This is a genomic window from Iningainema tapete BLCC-T55, from assembly GCF_014698965.1.
In the GTDB taxonomy this organism is placed as follows: Bacteria; Cyanobacteriota; Cyanobacteriia; order Cyanobacteriales; family Nostocaceae; genus Iningainema; species Iningainema tapete.
The window spans coordinates 148,720-166,542 of the sequence record NZ_JACXAE010000025.1; the positions used below are offsets into that span (position 1 = coordinate 148,720).

Consider the following 17,823-nt stretch of genomic DNA (forward strand, 5'->3'; position numbering starts at 1 on the left):
GTTAAAGCTGCAATCTTACTGATTGTGGTTGTGCAACTTGTACTAAGCCGATCGCAATTTGAATCAAAGGCCAACCGATCAAACAAATTAACGCTGCCTTCTGAGTGCTAATATCTAATCCTTGTCTAACAGCCACTATTACTGCTAGCAAACTCCATACTGCCAATATTAACTCAATTGGTCTTCCTAATAAAGGAATTAATGTTAAAAAATTTAACACTTGGGGTGCATAAGCAAAACCAATTGGACTGAGCAAATCACTGTACGTTGGATCGATGGGCTTTAACCATTGCCCAATCTTCCAAATTGTGAAAGTCCAGAAATAGTAGCCAATGACTAAGGCTAAAGCATCCAGTAAAACTCCTACTAACAGTATCCAAGGTGACGCACGATTAATCAACAAAATAACCGCGCTTCCTAAAGCATGAGAAACTGCTGCCAAAATTACAATAGTTAGGGCTAGCAAATGAGTTTGTTGTGTATTTTGCGCATTTTCATACAGACTTGAATTCAGAGCTAATGCATACTTAAGCGTTTTAAACAACCCCTGTTTTAACTGATTTTCATTTACACTCATTTCTTCTTCAAGTTGAAAATAAAGTAAAAATTTAATAAAATCAAGTTTTGTTCACAAAAACCTTTCTTCCAGATTACTTTATTTTACTCAAACAATTTCCATTTCTTAAATGTTTACTTTTATTAGACGGATCTTACAACAGTTAACAGGTGAAACTATCCGGCTACTCATCTTTGCTGGAGTATTACTACTAATTTGGGGTACTCTTGCTCCGGTGGGAACATTGATCTGGTGGTTTAATCAAGGTGCGCAAACTTTAGGGTTAGACAGAAATCAAATAGAAAATCCAGTTAAAAATAGTATAAACAATGATTCCCAAAACAAAATTAACTGTTATATCATCTTCTTACCAGGAGTGGGAGATTTTTCTGCTAACGAGCTGACTCCTGGTGAAGAAATTTTCTTGAAACGGCTGGTGCAACTTCATCCCAACTGCGTAGCCGTTAGTGATGTCTTTCCTTATTCAGTAGCTAACGAAAGCTTGGGGGGAGAACGTTTGTTAGCGCCTGTGTGGCGGGCTATGAAGAAAGCAAAAAATCGGTGGGATAGTGCAGATGTATTAATCAAAATTCGCAATCTTTGGCGGTTTGCTATTTCTGCAGATAATCGCTACGGACCAATTTATAATCAAGGAATCGCCACAGCAATTATTGAGCGGATGAAAGCTGCCCATCCTATTCCTCAATCTGGCAAACCCGTCAAATTGATTCTCATTGGTACAAGTGGAGGAGCGCAAGTAGCACTTGGTGCAGTTTCCTACTTAGATAAATGGCTCAACGCTGAACTAATTGTAGTTTCTGTGGGTGGTAGCTTTGATGGCGAAACTGGTTTTGATGAGGTCGAGCATGTGTATCATCTGCGGGGGCGTCGAGATTGGGTTGAGGATATTACAGGTATTGTCTTCGCTTCTCGTTGGTATGGAACGGTTGCTTCCCCTTTTAACCAAGCCCGTCTACAAGGGAAGTATACCATTGTTAACACCGGACCTCATACCCATGATGGATTAGAAGGCTATTTTGGTACGGCGTTTGTGGGCGGAAGCAATACTACTTACGTTGAGTTAATGCTACAAAAAGTCAATGAATTGCCGATTTGGGCGGAGTAGTTGCGATCGCACGCTTATTTGTCTTCAAGGCTACTCAATAACCTTAATTCGTTCTGTTCTATGCTCGAACCATATAGTTCAACGAATCTTCTAAAAAGCCACATTGATTCGTGATTTGAAACCCTATTTAAGCTGACTAAACGGTCTATATTTCTTTGGGCAAGTGTACGTAAATAGGGCAAATCTTCATAGAGTGTCAGACAAGAGGCAAGATGCAAAATGATTTGCAGAACTGGTTTGGGCCACTTCAAGTCACTGTAAATATCTATAAAGAATTTGTGCGCCTGCGTGTTTAAAGGTAGAACATTGAATACTACAATGATTTTTTTCTCATTATAAACTGGAATACTAAGTTCAACAGTAAAAGGAGTAAGCAATCTTAATTCCACTTCAACTATTGGTTGTCTCCAAATTCTCAGAACATTGGCAGATACAGCTAAGATTGTTTGAAATTTTAGCATTCCACCATTGACTGTAGCCTGAAAATGACTAACGTCAATAACTTTTAAGTTATTAAGGCTAAAACTGTGAATTGTTTCCAAATGTTTTAAGTTTAATAAATGATAGATTTGGCAGAGATAGGGAAAAGGCAGAATGTATGCCTGAGAAATCATATGTTGCTCTTGCAACTCAAACATTCTCGTCGCTGTAGGTAGATATGCTTCAGGACAATAAGAATTTAAATAAGTGTGATAGTGGAGACTGCCTGCATTATCATTCTTCAAACTTTCGTCAGGCTTCAAAAACAGCCAAGTCACAAAGAAGAAAGAGGCTGTAAATAAGTGTAGAAGCTCTATGGGAGATAAATAGCCATCTGCAAATGCTGCAACACCTCTATCAGTAATTGCGAAAAGCCAGGATGGAATACCCAATATCCATATACTGTTTTTGAGGTTCTCTAATAAAAGAGAAATTTCTATAGTTTGGTTGTTTTCAATCAATTCACAGTTATTGTTTAGCAAAATGTCACTAGGCATAGCAGTTCAACTTAAAGTTTTTGTCACCAAGTTTGACTTTTTTTATAGAGAAAACAATAATTTTTGTTTCTTTTACTATCTTGTCTCTAAAAATGTGTTAATTACCCCTTTCTTTAGATTTATTTGGCTATTTTAAAAATCCAACCAAAGTTAGAATTCAGATAAATCTTTTTTCGTGTTGATGAATACAAATCCTCAACCGTCTAAATTGATTGCGGTGGTTGAACCCACGAATAAATGTGTTGGGCTATACATGAGTTGATTCACTTGAATCGTTCTTTAGGTTGCTTGCAGTTTAAGACTTTCGGCGGGTAATTGTTATGTCGAGGGTGACTACTATTAAACTATGAGAGCAATGTTTAGATTTGCTATTGAGTATTGACGTACTCACTTCCCAAGCTAGAGTCAAATCCCGCTAATTTCATGTTTCAAATACTGTATTCCCTGGTTCAGGCTGTACAGCCTGTTATAGTCCCCATATGCTTTGTAACTGCTTGGGCACTAGTTATTCTTGTGTTGCGGTCTACCTGGATGACTGCTCGCTATGGAATTGCCACTGTGAAGCGTTTGCATCAAATCAAGTGTGCCGATTGTCAATTCTTTACAGGCGACTATCATCTCAAGTGTACGGTACACCCTAGTTTTGCTCTAACTGAAGAAGCGATCAATTGCTCTGATTTTTACCCCCACTATAGACCTAATTTAATTCGTAATCACTAGGAGAAAATCTCAATGTCTATAGTAGAGACGCGAAATTTCGCGTCTCTACAAAAATTTCGTTACTAAAATCGTTACGACCGTGTTGATCCCAGTCAAGTTTATTTATCATAGTCAATAGTTAAGCTCCTCACACCAAAATAAAACCGTGGAAATTTAGGTTTCACGGTTTTTCATATGTTTACTGCTAAAAAATATCTTTGCGCTTTTGCAACCACAAGGTAAGAGCCAAATAAATCACTGTGTGTAAACACAATATAGCCCAATTCAAACTCAGATTTTCCCAGGTTGCATTGTAAACTTAAACTAATGCCTATAGGCGCTGTTAAAAGTGCTAAAGCAAGGTTGACCGAGAAAAACAACGCGATCGCATAACCTAATATTAGCTGTTGCGTGAGTCACCAAAATCACCGTCCGCCCCTGCTCCGCCAATTTCCGCAACAGTTGCATCATCTTTTTATCCAACCCAGGATCGAGTCCAGATGTTGGTTCATCTAAGAAAAACAACTTTGGATCAAAAAGCAACTCCACTCCAATACTTACCCGCTTCCGCTGTCCCCCACTGAGTTCGCACACCCTCGCATTCTGGCGGTGAGACATTTCCACTTGTTGTAAAGTTTTTTCCACCACATTGGCTACATCAATATCCGGTAATCTTGTCCTTCTTTGGGTAACACCGCTTGGCAACGCCCCACCACTTGCCAATCTTCTGGAATTACTAGATCCGCAGTTATCGGATCGCGCCCTATTAAGTGCTGTTGCTTGTTCAGTTCTAACTGTAAAATTTGTTCCTGATTTTTTAACTCTAAGTATTGGTTTGTACTTAGAAAAGTTTTGTGTTGTTTTTTGAATGTCATTGAATTACCAGATGGGATATTTACGTGATTGTCTGTCGTGTTAACTATCTAAAGTATCAATAGTGTGAAACTTTTACGAAAATTTGATGAAAGACCACAAAAAAATATTATAAGTAAATACACTAAAACTATTGTAACTTTTATTGTGATATTTTTTGATAAACTATAGCTGATATTATGATGACACCGACACTGTTGAACAATCGCTACCAGGTGATTCGGGTATTGGGTTCTGGCGGGTTTGGTGAAACATTCCTAGCAGAAGATACCCAGATGCCATCGGGACGCCGATGTGTAATTAAGCAACTCAAGCCAGTGGCTGATAATCCCCTAGTTCACCAACTGGTGCAAGAACGCTTTCAACGAGAAGCGGCAATTTTAGAAGAACTGGGTGATGGTAGTAATCAGATTCCCCGGTTATATGCTTACTTTGTAGAGAACGGGCAATTTTACTTGGTGCAAGAGTATATCGAGGGACAAACCCTGACGCAAAAGCTGCAACAGCCGGGGAAATTAAGCGAGAGTTCAGTTAAAGAAATTTTGATTAATATTTTGCCAGTTCTCGATTACGTCCACAGTAAGAGGATTGTGCATCGGGATATTAAACCAGATAACATCCTCATTCGCTATGCCGATCGCAAACCAGTTTTAATCGACTTTGGCGCAGTCAAGGAAACGATGGGAACGGTAGTAACAGCTTCGGGAAATTCGAGCCAGTCAATTGTAATTGGCACACCAGGATTTATGCCCAGTGAGCAAACTGCTGGACGCCCTTTATATAGCAGTGATTTGTATAGTTTGGGGTTAACCGCAATTTATTTACTTACAGGTAAGATTCCCCAAGAATTAGCGTGCGATCCCGCTACTGGTGAGATTTTGTGGCGACAATATGCGTTGAATGTGACTCCTAGTTTTGCCGCTGTTTTGGATAAAGCGATTCAATCTCATGCACGCGATCGCTTCTCCAGCGCCGAAGAAATGCGGCAAGCTTTACGTACTGGCGCAATTGCACCTACTATTCTCTCGGCACAAGAAGCATCCTCACAGACTAAAACAGTTCTATCTTCATATCCGTCTAAGCCAATTCCTAACTCTGATAGCTTAACCGATTTGCAAAAAATCCTGATATTAGGGGTTTTTATTAGTGTCAGTGTAGTAATTGGTTTTTTCTTGACAAGAAGTCCTCAGATGGTGGTGTCTGAATCGAAAAATACTCAACAGCCTTCATCTACACAACCTTCTGCTTCTCCACTACCAGTTCCAGTAGCTACCCCTACTCAATTACCTGTAACTCCACCAAATCAAACTCGTTCCGTTGGTTGGATCAGGATTGGTGCTGTAAACAAGACTGTAGGAACAGCCTTGCCAGGAGAACAACTGATTAAAACAATTCAACCTGTCACTATTGATCCAAGAGTTGTTCCTCGAATTGGTAATAAAGTAACTGTTATCAACGGAGTTAATTTGCGGATAAGCCAGCCTCAAAAACCTAGCTATCAGCTAGCAGATTCAATAGGTGTTGCTGTGCCAGGACAGGAAATGGTTATTCTGAAATTAGATAGCTTTGCCGACCCTACTTCACCTTTTCCGTACATCGTAGTTTGGGCAGAAGTGGGTTTATTAAATTAAATTTTTGAACAATAGTATAAGTCTCATATTATTAAGAATTACAAAGATTTTTTGGCGAGTCTTGAGCAGAAAAAGATATTAACTTGGCTTCTAAATCAAGTTGGACTTCCGGTTCGCGACAAGAAGCAGCATATATATCAACGCCAGATGGTAAAACAGCATACATTCTTGTTGTCTTTGCTGAAGATCGCGCCTACGCCTACGACTGGGAAATATTTCCCCAAATCTCTCGCCTTGTTTTCAACCGCATGACAAATCGTGAATAAACGACTTGGTTAAAGATAGTACTATTTCTAGTACAATACTATAGTAGTAATGAATGATTTGTCACAATCCTCTGTTCCTTTTCTTTGCGTTCTCTGCGTAGGAGTGCGGTTCATTTAAAAAATTATTCTCACATGGATCAAGTAACATTACCAGAGGTTCTAACCCTCGAAGAAGCCTCAGCATACTTACGGCTACCTGTTGAAACAGTGCTTCGTCAAGCCGCACAGGGAAATATTCCGGCTCGTAGAATTGAGGACAACTGGAGGTTTTTAAAAGTTGCAATTGATGATTGGTTAAGCTCTCAAAGCGGTAGAACTATTCTTATAAAGCAGGCAGGTTCCCTAGCAGATGATGATTCTCTTTCAGGATTGAGAGCAACAATCTACCAAGCAAGGGGACGGTCGGAAGTTGATGAGGAGTCCGACACTTGATGCATTTGCTTGATACTAACACGCTCACCCTTCGTAAGCATTGCGATCGCCCTACTTTGCCTAGTATAGAACAATAAAAGGAAAAATAGCACTTGTTAGCTATGGTAACTACAGCATCACCCGCAGAATACCGGACTTTGCTGCTAAACATCAGTAGGTAAAAAAGTTAGGAGAGAGTCAATAAAAGCTATGGCAGAAACAAAATACTATCAACAAGATATAGACTGGCATCAATTAATTGACCAAGAAAAAGCTATGCACGCAACTCGTCAAAACTTCCTAAATTGCCAATCTAGAGTAGATTTGATTAGAAAAGCCTTACAAAATCCAGGGGAAAGAGTGACGGCACTGCAAATTCTGAATTATCTAACTTTAAAAGAACGTCAGAGTTTATTTGATGAGTTAATCAAGTTAGCCTCTGTCGGTAATTCAGATATTGAGTTAGTCCGCTCAGCTATTCTTTCATTTGATAAAATATGGCTTTTAGATAATATTGAAAATCACACAGAATCTCTATTAGAAAATGGTACAGATGAAGAATATAGACGATTATTAGAACTTTATATTCAAATTGATGATGGACTGACCCAAAGGCTTGTTATGAAGGCATTACAACAGTCAGACATCCAGATTCAAGAAGCGGGTGAAGATTTTGAGAATTATCTCAAAACTAACCAGTAAAGTTTGAGATGAATTGAGTGTCTCGTCTAGTGTACAACCGCATGACAAATCGTTAATAAAAGACTTAGTTGGAGATGGTACTATTGACTACGTCTAATTTGTCAATTCCTGAATCAACTGTGCAGGAGTAATTATTCGAGGAGAAGTAACTGTAAAGTCTTGGGCATTACGGGTGACAATAGCATCCAATTGATTAACTATGGTAGTGCTGTACTGAATCGCATCTTCAAAGTCTTTGAAATTGGCATTTAAAGCCATTGTTATTGCTGCTTGATCCACGGTGGCAACTTGACAGAAGGTAGATATTCTTCTCAAAAAATCAAGAGTTGAATCTCGTCCTTTGACTTTACGGATAATGTAGTAAATATCACTAAAAGTGGAAGCTGAAATGTACCCTTCGATTTGTTTGAGGTAAACAAACGATAAAACTTGCACACTTTCTTGATAAAAAGGATGTCGCTCAATAGCAACATCCACAATTACGTTTGTGTCTAGTAAAACTTTCACAGATTATGTTTCTCCTTCAAATATTCCCATTTAGCTTGATCTGGGTCAAAATCAGGAGGAACAGGCTCTGTATTTTCCAACCATTCTTTCAAGATTGGAATTGAGCATTCTACTTGCCTTTTAGGTGTCGCCGTTGTTGACGAGGTTTCTGGTACTGTAGTATTAGCATTTGTCTCAACTACCTGCCAAACAACCATCTCCACATCTCCAGGTGGCATGTTAACTGGTTCTGTAATTACCAATTTACCTGCTGAATCAATTTTTCCCTTCAGTTTGTAAGCTTGCATGTGGATTTTTCCTATAACCCTGCTTTTATAGCAATAGTAAGTCAAAGTTGACGAGCATGGCGTAGACACAATGCAGCGCACGTTTAATACAATCAATAGTATATTACAGCGACCGCTGACCAGTTGCCGACAAAATAAACAAGGTAAAATATTTAACGACTACCCCTATGCTAACTGCCGCTAATTGGTGTAAATGCTGCTCAACAACCGCTATCGCATAATTCGGACTTTAGGAAGCGGTGGATTTGGTGAAACTTTCTTGGCGGAAGATACCCAAATGCCTTCTCTGCGTCGTTGTGTGATTAAACAACTCAAACCGATTCACAATAATCCTCAAATTTATCAATTGGTGCAACAGCGGTTTGGGCGGGAAGCAGCAATTTTGGAAGAATTGGGTGGAAGTAGTGACCAAATTCCGGCTTTGTATGCTTATTTTCAATTAGATGGACAATTCTACTTAGTTCAAGAGTGGATTGAAGGCGAGACGCTCACGGCCAAAGTCAGGCAGCAAGGAGTATTGAGTGAAAGTAACCTTCGGGAAATACTTGCAAGTTTATTACCAGTATTGGAGTACGTACACAGCAAAGGCATTGTTCACCGAGATATCAAGCCAGATAACATTATTTTACGCAACCCCCCCGTGGGGGGTAAACCCGTGCTGATTGATTTTGGTGCAGTGCGGGAAACGATGGGAACGGTAATGAATTCCCAAGGCAGTCCGACAAGCTCAATTATCATTGGTACGCCTGGTTATATGCCCAGTGAACAAGCTATGGGTAAACCAGTTTATGCTAGTGATTTATATAGTTTAGGAATCACGGCAATTTATCTGCTCACTGGGAAACAACCACAACAATTAGCGACAGACGCACAAACAGGAGAATTTATTTGGCATGATACTGTGAATGTTAGCCCCACATTGGCGGCGATGATCGATAAAGCCATTGCCTACCATCCACGCGATCGCTACAAGAGCGCACAAGCAATGCTGATGGCTTTGCAAAGTGAAGCAAATACGATTCCACCTACACAACCACCTCCTCAAACCGTGAGTTTTGATACATTACCCCCAGCCGAAGATAATCGTCGTAATCGTGTCCTAATGGGAAGTGCTATCGCCGGAGGCTTAATCGGTGCATCTGTAATTATTGGTTTTGTGTTAACGTCTTCTCAACAGTCAAAAGAACAGCCAGTGGTAATACAGACAACTTCATCAAACAATTATTCTTGGCTTTCGCAAAGAACTGTAACAGATGCTGACTTAGAAGGTAAAGACGGTTTCGAGTTAGATGTTATGCGTAATTCTATTTTCGCCCGTCACGGTCGCCGTTTTGATAATCCTGGGTTACAAGAATATTTTAATAAACAGTCGTGGTATCGTCCAATATATTCATCAAGGGAATTTCCCAATAACTTACTGTCAGAATTAGAAATGCAAAATGTTCAATATATTTTGAACTATCAAGACCGTCACAATCGGAGATTTTTTAAGAAATAACCATAGTTATAGCAGTTCTCAATTTGGAATGCAATACGGGGCGGGCTGCTGCCTCGTGCTGGATTGCACGCTCTGAGGCAGAGCCTCAAAGAATGCATTACCATGCAGAGCATGGTAACGAGGAAAAAACAAAGCCTTCTTTTGCGAATTTATTAACTTGTTGCAACTGAGAGTTCTTCTGTAAGTGCCGCCAGGTTGGCTAAGGAGTCGGCAACTGCTTGAGATTGTTCAGAGGTTTGATGAGAAATATTGGCAAATAATATAATAGATTGGCTTGCATTTGTTGAAAGCTGGGCTTCTTGAGAAGCAACAGAGGCAATCTCCTCCAGCAGTGAAGTAATTTGGGGATCGCTGGCGGCAATTTGATGAAGTTTTTGCTCTTGTTCTTGTGCCAATTGACAGACTACGATCGCATGTTCTTTCCCCGACTCGATTGCAGCAGCCATCTCACGAGTTTCTGAGACAATGGACGCAACAAGGGTTTTAATTTCTCCTATGTCCGCCTCCAACTTCCGCGCCGAGGAAAGTATGTTTTCTGCTTCAAAAGCGTTCATTGTCTGAAGCTTCATTTGCGCCGCAACATTACTAATGAGGTATACCATTGTGGAAAGCTTTTGGCAAGGCTGTTCTAGACGCTTAACCTTAACACCAACTTCTACAACTGTTTCTTGGAAAGCACAAATGCCTTCTACAATCCGGTTCATGTCCTGATGTCCGGCACGTACCGTTTGACTAACATGCTGCTGATAAAGTTCAACTTGTTGGGCAATGGCTTGCATGGACTGTGCCAAATCAGCTACTGATAGAATTTGGTTGTAAGTAGCTGTAACGGACTCCATCTGGTTGAAAAGACCGTTTGAAAGAGCCTCGACAGATGTTTGGCTATCTTTGATTTGTTGACTTAGCTTGCCTTCAACAACTTCAACTGCGTGGAATGCTTGGTCTACTTGTTTGAGCAGTCTAGCATGATCGAGGGCATACCCCACTTGCATGGCGATCTGTGTAATTAAATCAATTTCAAACTGCTGCCAATGACGGGGTGCAGAACAGTGATGTCCAATTAATAAACCAAATAAGTGACCATCTTTGAGAATCGGCGCAACTAAATTGGCTTTGACAGCAAACGGTTCGAGTTGACCGAGGTAGCAATCGGAAAGACCTGCTTCATAAATGTTATCAATTGCCACAACCCGTCCCGCCTGATACTTGGACACATACCCCTCGGCAAAACAGGGGTCTTTGATTTGCGCTCGCAATGCCTTGGGAAAACCAGGCACAACCGATTCCGCAATTACAGTGCCATACCAGTCCTTGTCAAAGCCATATACCAGTACGCGATCCGTTCTGATAGCTTTGCGCATTTCTTCTACTGTGGTGTTGAGAACATCTTCTTCGTTCAGCGATTTGCGAATGCGGCGGGTAATGTCAATAAATACCTGAGCTTGATCGGCTTTAGCGCCCACTGTTTCCAAAAGCCTAGCATAGTCAAGACTAAATCCCACTTGAGCAGCCAACTGGGCGAATAAATCAATTTCCACCTGCTCCCAAAAGCGGGGTTCTGAACACTGATGGGCAATCAATAAACCGAATAGCTGGTTATCTGTGACAATGGGTGCAACTAGATTAGCCTTGACCGCAAATCGCTGCAACAACCCAATGTAACAGTCACTCAAACCTGCTTGATAAATATTGTCAATAGCTTGGACGTGACCATTGCGATACTGTTCTACATAGCTGCTGAAACAGGGGTCTTCAATGGTAGCCCACAACATTTTCGGCAAGCCTGGTGCTACCGATTCTTCGACAACGGTTCCATCCGAGTTGCTGTCGAAACGAAAGATCACTACGCGATCCGTTCTGAAAGCTGTGCGGATTTCTTCAACAGTAGTTTTAAACACCTCTTCAGAAGAAAGCGATTCCCTCAGCCTGTTGACAATATTTGTAAATACCTGAAATGGTTCGGCTTCAGCTTCTTGTTTCGATAGCACCTCTGGAAGCTGTTTTTCTATCAGCTTGATATTTGCTTCTAAGGTAACCAGTTCGTCTTTGTTGCTGATGCTCCCGCCAGTACTCACTTGATCGAGGCGCAATCTATTCACCACAGTAGTAGAAGTGGCGGCAGCATTTAAGACTGGACGAAGGGTGCGATTGGTAAATATTGCGGCGAGCGCACCGGAAACCACTGCCGTCACCCCTGTGCCAATTAATAAAAGTGGCAATTGTTGCCTCTGTGCCGCTTCTATTTGTTCTAAACCTTTGACACCAGAATTCTTAGCTTGAGTAATCTGTTTACCGATCAACTGCCCACTCAAGTAGGTAAATGTCCCGACGGCTAGTATCGGCAGCATACAAAAGGCTAGAGCCGCTGCCCGTACTTTGCTCATCCTACTCCATTCCTGCTCCACAGTTGCTAACTCCCTGTTTTGAATATCTCACTAGAAGCTTGTAATTGCCTTGCCAATTCTTGTGTTTCTTGTAGAGAGCTAAACACAATGCGAGACGAATCGGCAGTTTCTTCTAAGGTGAGGGCAATCTGTTTCAGACTCGCGGCGACTGAAACAGAAGTTTGCGATTGTAATACTGTTGCAGTAGAAATCAATTGCACCAACTGATCTATCTGTTGAGATACCTCTAAAATCTGCCCTAAACTAAGCTTGGCATCATTAACCAAATGAGCTTTTTCCAGCACTTGCGTTGTTCCCAGAGATATTGCTTTGACTACTTCGCTTGTTTCCAATTGGGTATTCTCCAGAATTTGTTGAATTTCTTTAGTCGCTTCTGCCGATTGGATAGACAATTGACCGATTTGTTCCGCCACTATAGCAAAGCTTCGACCTTCATTACCCATCCACGCCGCTTCAGTACTAGCGTTGATAGCTAACACGTTAGTTTGTATGGCGATTTGGTTAATTAATGATACAACGAAGGAAATTTTTTGCGAAGACTCACCCATATGCTTCACTTTGAAAGCTGTTTGCCCCACTGTCTGTTGCCAATTCAAGATACTGTTGACAGTGCCATCGATTGCTGCTAATGCCGCCTCTGCTGTATCAGAAGTAGTGCCAGCCACTTGCGCAGTTTGACGGGCGCTTTCTGCTACTGCTTGAATCGAAACGTTCATTTTACTTAACTCTTCAAGGGTATGGGTAATCTCTTCAACTAGGAGGAGCAATTGCTCAGCTATTTGCTGGATCTGCGTAGAGTTCTCCACAGTATAAGCATTTACTTGATGAGTAGCTTGTTTTACTTGAATAACAATTTTCTCCAGGCTTTCGATGATGGCATTAAAAAAATCAGCCACTACTCCGATTTCACCAGTTGTAACTTCAGCCCGAACAGTTAAATCGCCTTTATCTGCCTCTTTTAAATCTCCAAGAAGTTGTAGTAGCTGGGTGTAAAAAGTTTCTTTACTACGCCTTAATTCTTCTCTTTCCCGCTTGTCTTCTGTAATATCAATTAGTACAAAAATATAATTTATTACTCTTCCCACAGCGTCTCGTAATGGAGAAACCGTTAGGTAACACCAGAACGGGGTTCCGTCCTTGCGGTAATTCTCGATCGCCACTTGGCATTCACAAGAATTGCCCATGGCGTTGTGTATTTGTTGCACAGTAAATTGGTCTGTGTCTTTACCTAGTAGAAATTGGTAGTTGCCCCCAAGCGCCTCTTGGGCTGAATAGCCTGTGATTTTTTCAAATGCCGGATTACAAAAGATGATAGGATTGTTAGGCTGATGTGCATCAGTAATGAAGATAGCGTGATTAACTGCGGCAATGGCGCGATCGCTTAGTTGCCGCTCGTGCCGTCCAAGCTTTGCTTCATCTAATAGACTCGCTTGTTCTAGAGCGATGCCAACTTGAATTGCTAATTTTCTGACTAAATCAATTTCAGGTTTGAGCCAAGAGCGAGGTTGAGAACACTGGTGGGCACACAATAAGCCCAAAATCTCATGATTATGGTTGAGAATTGGTGCAACCAAATTGGCTTTGATTTGAAAGTCTTTTAAAATATCCTTGGGAAAATCTGTAGAACCGACTTTGTCAACGTTGCTGGTAGCTTGGACTTGACCTATTGTGTACATTTCGATGTAATCTGACCGCATGGGGTCATTAACTGTTTCCCCTAAGATTGTCGTCCAACCTGGAGATACCGATTCCGCGATGATAGTACCACAACCATTACTGTTGAAGCGGTAAATAATCACACGATCTGTTGTCAATGCAATACGAACTTCATCGACGGTTGTATTGAGGATATCGTCCCAGTGGAGCGACTGCCGTATCCGCAGGGTAATTTCCGTAAATAGCTTTTCGGCTTTGGCTTGAGCTTCAACCTCCTCTAAGAGTTTTGCCTCTCTTGTCAAACGCCTTTCCACAAACGAAGTCATCAGCGCGAAACCCAGGATGACTATGGTAGCGGTGCCAATCGCAACTGCTAGAGTTGTTAGTGAACCGTTAATTGTTTCGGACGCAACTGCTGTTGGGTTGGTTGGGGTGAAGATAGCACCCTTCATCGCCGTGTAGTGCATCCCAACAATCGCTACCCCCATGACAAGAGCACCACCAATTTTAGTCCACTCAAGAGTTGTACTAGTCTGCTGGCGTAGTTGGAACGCAATCCATAATCCCAAAATCGATCCGCCGATGGCGATCGCTACTGATAGTGCCAACAGCACCGGGTTATACTGGATGGTGGCTTCCATCCGGATCGCGTATATTCCCATGTAGTGCATGGACGCGATTCCAATCCCCATTAATACACCACCACTCAGCAATTCCTTCATGCTCAAGGAAGAGCGACTAGCCAAAAAAAGTCCACCAAAAGAGGCGACAATCGCAGGTAGCATTGAGAGCAGTACAGTCAACATATCATAGCTGATGGCGATCGGCAGACCCAACGCTAGCATGGCGACAAAGTTCATCGACCAAATACCCATTCCCATGACTATTGCGCCGCCAATCAACCAAGCAAGTCTAGCCCTTGCCTCTAAAGCATTGAGCCGCCCAGATAGATCGAGAGCGGTGTAGGAGGCAAGGACTGCGATCGCGAGTGAAAGCGCTACAAGGCGCGAATCGTATGTACTACTTAAAGCCACATCTGCCAGGAGCATCTGGTTAACCTCAAGCTAACTATTTGTATAATTATTTACTTACTATTTTTTTTACTAATTGATCTTACGGAATTAAAGTTTGATTTACACTTAAACAGGGAGTAATTTATATTTGCTGGTAGTGGAGTAACAACCTTTATATTTCTGCTGCACCGTGATTACTGTAGCTTACAACCAAATTTTGTTTTTTTGACCTAAAAGAGTTTCCAGATCATCAAATACACCTTTCAATTTTACTATATTTATCTGTATTAAGTAAGCAACAACCAATTTGTTTTACCTAGTTATTTAGCATATGTGATGCATTTTTTTAAGTCATTATCTGTTACCATTGGCGTACAACTCTAGACACATATATTTTAAATCATCTCAGTATCCTTGCGGTATATAGAGTTTGTACATAAACTGTAGCAATAACTATAAATGTTCTTAGATTTACCAAAGCTTTTATCCGTATATTAAATAATACACAATGTAGAATTTGCATGATTTTCAATCTTTTTTGAGAATTTCTTTATACAATGTTCAAAATCAATTAGAATGAAAATAAATTTATGAATTACGAATTACGAATTATTTGGTTAATGGTTAAATGAAACCAACATTGTTGAACGATCGCTATCGCATTATCGACGTACTTAGCTCTGGGGGCTTTTGCAAAACATTCTTAGCAGAAGATACCCAAATGCCTTCTGTTCGTCGTTGTGTGATCAAACAACTAAAACCGATTACCAACAACCCAGAGGTAACCCGGGTAGTGCAAAGGCGATTTCAACGGGAAGCGGCCATCTTAGAAGAATTGGGAGGAGCCAGTAATCAAATTCCTGCTCTATACGCCTACTTTCAACAGGCAGATCAATTCTATCTAGTACAAGAATGGATTCCCGGACAAACCCTCAACCAAATAATACAACAAAATGGGTGTATGAGCGAAAGTGAGGTACACTCAATTTTAATCAGTTTGTTAAACTTACTGGAATATTTGCACGGTAAAGGCATTATCCACCGCGATATAAAGCCAAACAATATTATTCTGCGCAACCCCCCCGTGGGGGGGTTGCCTGTTTTAATTGATTTTGGTGCGGTGCGAGAAACGATGGCAACAGTGGTAAATAATGGAATTGTTACCAGTTCAATTATCATTGGTACACCAGGGTTCATGCCTAATGAACAAGTAGCAGGGCGTCCTGTTTTTGCCAGCGATTTGTATAGTTTGGGGCTAACAGCTATTTATTTATTAACGGGAAAATTACCGCAAGAATTGGCGACAGACTCATATACTGGAGAGATTATTTGGGAGCGCGATACTATCAGCCCAAATATGTTCGCTGTTTTACATAAAGCAACTCGGTTGAATATCAGTGAACGCTACAAGAGCGCAAAAGCAATGCAGGATGCTTTGCAGCGGATTACAAATTTGATTCCCGCCTCCACACCTACCTTTATCCATCCGCAAACTCAGATTCCGGCAATTGAGTCAGCCGCTCAGAGCAGAAAACAAAACGGTATTTTTCTAGGTGGTAGTTTAATCGCAGGTGGATTAGTTGGTGCATCGATAATTATTAGTCTTTTACTCACAAAATCTCCTCAACCTATAACATATAAAAATTCATCTTCGCTACTTTCACCACAATCACAATCCCCACCATCTGAAACCACTCGTCCTCAAATAGTGCCAAATGAACTAGCAATTACAAACAGTGCTAATCTGCCTAGTTCTTTTCATTTCATAGCAGATTCTACCGAATCTAATTTGCAATCTGCTGTCCAGCAAATTAAAAGATTACAGGCAGTGGGTTATCGTCAACCAGGAGTGTTTTGGATACCAGATTATCCAAATCTTTCCTCTGAGCAGTTATTTGTAGTATATGTAGCTACCTTTAGCGATCGCAACAGTTGCATTGACTTCCTCAAAACTTATGGACAAGTCAATTCCAGCGCATATTGTGCCTTTGCTAGTAAAGATCCAAATGCACCGCCTGATCGCTTTTATTTTAAACAAGTTTCCACTATATCTAAACTTTCCGGAGCAAGCCCAATAATATTGAAAACACCGTCATTAGCGCAATATTTCCGAAAGGTTTACAGCTTCAGCAACTAACACGGGTTTGTTACCATAGTTAATTTTCAGTTGATTTTTTACTCTTGTATTCCAAGTTATGTTATAGTTGCGTTCAATGTCTCCAACAATAAACGGACGGACTACACCCCTAACCTCTACAATCTCACCCTGCTTGATTACTGTTTTTGGTGCTACATTTAATAAAACTAATAAATCGTTTGTACCAAACCACTGACCATTATCTAATGTGAACAAAACTGGACTTTGGATATTTTCCACTTTACCCCTAACCGCAAGCTTAGTACCATAGTATTGTTCGGGGTTACTGGTGATTTGATTAGTTGTGGGTGATAACAGTATGGATTTAGCAATAATTGCAGGTTGGTTAATGAAATTTTTATATTCTTGTTCGGGCAAGCGTAGATTGAAATCCCGCTCAAGGCTAGAAATTACTAAATTACGAATTAAACCTGTAACTTGAACTTCTACAGATTTATTTACAGGCAAATCGAAAGGTTTTGCCGAAGCGTTCACAACGACAATGGGTACGCTAAAGAATTGGCGATCGCTCACCGTAAACGAGCTCGAACCTACCTTTTGCTGTATTTTACCTCTGATCGTTACGGTTTTACCACTTAGTTCCTGTGTTTTTTGTGCTACTTCAGATGTAGTTTCAATATCAGGTGAGATCACTTCCTGATTGTTGTAGCAATTTTTCAGTAGCGCCAACGCCAGTGCTAAAGCAATGAGGACTTTCAGGTTCCAAAACCTCTGAATTAAACCGCTGTTATCTGTTTTTCTGATCCCCATTGTGCCAAACCTCTTCTAGCAAGGGCGAAAGTTATTTATTTAAGTTACCCACCCACTTGGACAAATTAAGCATAACTATCCGCCTCAATAAACCAAAGGAACCAGTAACACCAAAGCAAGTGGAGTTGTTGGAAGAATTTGTCGAGCGAGAAATGGGACAACCTTTCACCTTGATTTTTGAAGTCGGTGAGATTCAAGAAGTGCGAAGAGAACCACGAAATCAGTAGGGGCAGACTGTTGGCCCTTACCAGGCAGGGAGAAATAGTTACTTACTATATGCAAATATAGCAATCCTATATAAATTGTGA

The 17,823-nt window shown here is 40.9% G+C and carries 16 protein-coding genes and 2 pseudogenes; 9 read left to right on the top strand and 9 right to left on the bottom strand.

The genetic code is table 11. The features are described from left to right. Position 1: 1 nt before the first annotated feature. On the bottom strand, positions 2–577 hold the full coding sequence (locus ICL16_RS05395) for a YIP1 family protein (protein ID WP_190825852.1): 576 nt from the start codon (positions 575–577) through the stop codon (positions 2–4). 109 nt (positions 578–686) lie between these two features. Here ICL16_RS05395 and ICL16_RS05400 point away from each other — a divergent pair, with 109 nt between their 5' ends. Then, positions 687–1,682, top strand: a complete 996-nt coding sequence (locus tag ICL16_RS05400; protein ID WP_190825853.1) for a hypothetical protein — start codon at positions 687–689, stop codon at positions 1,680–1,682. A gap of 14 nt (positions 1,683–1,696) precedes the next feature. On the opposite strand, the gene ICL16_RS05405 is transcribed toward ICL16_RS05400, so the two are convergent. Next, positions 1,697–2,659: a hypothetical protein gene (locus ICL16_RS05405; RefSeq protein ID WP_190825854.1), complete on the bottom strand. Its 963-nt coding sequence runs from the start codon at positions 2,657–2,659 to the stop codon at positions 1,697–1,699. Between the two features lie 531 nt (positions 2,660–3,190). Between ICL16_RS05405 and ICL16_RS47140 the strand changes: the two genes are divergently transcribed. Next, a complete protein-coding gene (locus tag ICL16_RS47140) occupies positions 3,191–3,379 on the top strand; it encodes a hypothetical protein (RefSeq protein ID WP_337906916.1) in 189 nt (62 codons plus the stop codon). A 342-nt stretch (positions 3,380–3,721) separates the two neighbouring features. On the opposite strand, the pseudogene ICL16_RS47610 reads toward ICL16_RS47140, so the two are convergent. Next, positions 3,722–4,027: pseudogene (locus ICL16_RS47610) on the bottom strand (ATP-binding cassette domain-containing protein); the annotation flags it as partial. Continuing rightward, positions 4,012–4,233, bottom strand: coding sequence for a hypothetical protein (locus ICL16_RS47615; protein ID WP_190825856.1), 222 nt, complete (start codon positions 4,231–4,233; stop codon positions 4,012–4,014). The gene ICL16_RS47615 and the pseudogene ICL16_RS47610, both read right to left, overlap by 16 nt. Positions 4,234–4,410: 177 nt before the next feature. Here ICL16_RS47615 and ICL16_RS05425 point away from each other — a divergent pair, with 177 nt between their 5' ends. The 4 genes from ICL16_RS05425 to ICL16_RS05440 all read left to right on the top strand — a co-directional run bounded on the left by ICL16_RS05425 (position 4,411) and on the right by ICL16_RS05440 (position 7,241). After that, complete coding sequence (locus tag ICL16_RS05425; protein ID WP_190825857.1) at positions 4,411–5,862, top strand: serine/threonine-protein kinase; 1,452 nt, start codon at positions 4,411–4,413, stop codon at positions 5,860–5,862. An 83-nt stretch (positions 5,863–5,945) separates the two neighbouring features. Next, positions 5,946–6,128 (top strand): hypothetical protein, encoded by a 183-nt coding sequence (locus ICL16_RS05430; protein ID WP_190825897.1) that lies wholly within the window; start codon positions 5,946–5,948, stop codon positions 6,126–6,128. Positions 6,129–6,260: 132 nt separating this feature from the next. After that, positions 6,261–6,560, top strand: coding sequence for a helix-turn-helix domain-containing protein (locus ICL16_RS05435; RefSeq protein ID WP_190825858.1), 300 nt, complete (start codon positions 6,261–6,263; stop codon positions 6,558–6,560). A 189-nt stretch (positions 6,561–6,749) separates the two neighbouring features. After that, entirely contained in the window at positions 6,750–7,241 is a 492-nt protein-coding gene (locus ICL16_RS05440) for a hypothetical protein (protein ID WP_190825859.1), read from the top strand. 93 nt (positions 7,242–7,334) lie between these two features. On the opposite strand, the gene ICL16_RS05445 is transcribed toward ICL16_RS05440, so the two are convergent. Together ICL16_RS05445 and ICL16_RS05450 are read right to left on the bottom strand one after the other, a co-directional pair. Further along, positions 7,335–7,748 carry a PIN domain-containing protein gene (locus ICL16_RS05445; RefSeq protein ID WP_190825860.1) on the bottom strand — a complete coding sequence of 138 codons (414 nt, stop codon included), beginning with the start codon at positions 7,746–7,748 and terminating at the stop codon, positions 7,335–7,337. Next, a complete protein-coding gene (locus tag ICL16_RS05450) occupies positions 7,745–8,035 on the bottom strand; it encodes a hypothetical protein (RefSeq protein ID WP_190825861.1) in 291 nt (96 codons plus the stop codon). The genes ICL16_RS05445 and ICL16_RS05450 overlap by 4 nt, the downstream gene beginning before the upstream one ends. Positions 8,036–8,228: 193 nt before the next feature. Between ICL16_RS05450 and ICL16_RS05455 the strand changes: the two genes are divergently transcribed. Further along, the gene (locus tag ICL16_RS05455; protein WP_190825862.1) at positions 8,229–9,533 is read left to right on the top strand and encodes a protein kinase domain-containing protein; all 1,305 of its coding nucleotides are present in this window, start codon (positions 8,229–8,231) and stop codon (positions 9,531–9,533) included. Between the two features lie 152 nt (positions 9,534–9,685). Here the strand turns inward: ICL16_RS05455 and ICL16_RS05460 are convergent, their stop codons facing one another. Both ICL16_RS05460 and ICL16_RS05465 read right to left on the bottom strand, forming a co-directional pair. Further along, entirely contained in the window at positions 9,686–11,917 is a 2,232-nt protein-coding gene (locus ICL16_RS05460) for a methyl-accepting chemotaxis protein (protein WP_190825863.1), read from the bottom strand. 26 nt (positions 11,918–11,943) lie between these two features. Next, a complete protein-coding gene (locus tag ICL16_RS05465) occupies positions 11,944–14,643 on the bottom strand; it encodes an MHYT domain-containing protein (RefSeq protein ID WP_190825864.1) in 2,700 nt (899 codons plus the stop codon). A gap of 592 nt (positions 14,644–15,235) precedes the next feature. On the opposite strand from ICL16_RS05465, the gene ICL16_RS05470 reads away from it, so the two are divergent. Continuing rightward, a complete protein-coding gene (locus tag ICL16_RS05470) occupies positions 15,236–16,744 on the top strand; it encodes a serine/threonine-protein kinase (protein ID WP_190825865.1) in 1,509 nt (502 codons plus the stop codon). Here ICL16_RS05470 and ICL16_RS05475 read toward each other — a convergent pair. Next, positions 16,703–17,515, bottom strand: a complete 813-nt coding sequence (locus ICL16_RS05475; protein WP_190825866.1) for a hypothetical protein — start codon at positions 17,513–17,515, stop codon at positions 16,703–16,705. The two genes, ICL16_RS05470 and ICL16_RS05475, sit on opposite strands and share 42 nt — an antisense overlap. 77 nt (positions 17,516–17,592) lie before the next feature. On the opposite strand from ICL16_RS05475, the pseudogene ICL16_RS05480 reads away from it, so the two are divergent. Next, a pseudogene (locus ICL16_RS05480) lies at positions 17,593–17,742 on the top strand (TIGR00341 family protein); the annotation flags it as partial. Positions 17,743–17,823 lie beyond the last annotated feature (81 nt).

Coding starts and splice junctions, on each gene's coding strand:
- ICL16_RS05395 (WP_190825852.1), bottom strand. CDS start 577: ATGAGTGTAAATGAAAATCAGTTAAAACAGGGGTTGTTTAAAACGCTT.
- ICL16_RS05400 (WP_190825853.1), top strand. CDS start 687: ATGTTTACTTTTATTAGACGGATCTTACAACAGTTAACAGGTGAAACT.
- ICL16_RS05405 (WP_190825854.1), bottom strand. CDS start 2,659: ATGCCTAGTGACATTTTGCTAAACAATAACTGTGAATTGATTGAAAAC.
- ICL16_RS47140 (WP_337906916.1), top strand. CDS start 3,191: ATGACTGCTCGCTATGGAATTGCCACTGTGAAGCGTTTGCATCAAATC.
- ICL16_RS47615 (WP_190825856.1), bottom strand. CDS start 4,233: ATGACATTCAAAAAACAACACAAAACTTTTCTAAGTACAAACCAATAC.
- ICL16_RS05425 (WP_190825857.1), top strand. CDS start 4,411: ATGATGACACCGACACTGTTGAACAATCGCTACCAGGTGATTCGGGTA.
- ICL16_RS05435 (WP_190825858.1), top strand. CDS start 6,261: ATGGATCAAGTAACATTACCAGAGGTTCTAACCCTCGAAGAAGCCTCA.
- ICL16_RS05440 (WP_190825859.1), top strand. CDS start 6,750: ATGGCAGAAACAAAATACTATCAACAAGATATAGACTGGCATCAATTA.
- ICL16_RS05450 (WP_190825861.1), bottom strand. CDS start 8,035: ATGCAAGCTTACAAACTGAAGGGAAAAATTGATTCAGCAGGTAAATTG.
- ICL16_RS05455 (WP_190825862.1), top strand. CDS start 8,229: ATGCTGCTCAACAACCGCTATCGCATAATTCGGACTTTAGGAAGCGGT.
- ICL16_RS05460 (WP_190825863.1), bottom strand. CDS start 11,917: ATGAGCAAAGTACGGGCAGCGGCTCTAGCCTTTTGTATGCTGCCGATA.
- ICL16_RS05465 (WP_190825864.1), bottom strand. CDS start 14,643: ATGCTCCTGGCAGATGTGGCTTTAAGTAGTACATACGATTCGCGCCTT.
- ICL16_RS05470 (WP_190825865.1), top strand. CDS start 15,236: ATGAAACCAACATTGTTGAACGATCGCTATCGCATTATCGACGTACTT.
- ICL16_RS05475 (WP_190825866.1), bottom strand. CDS start 17,515: ATGGGGATCAGAAAAACAGATAACAGCGGTTTAATTCAGAGGTTTTGG.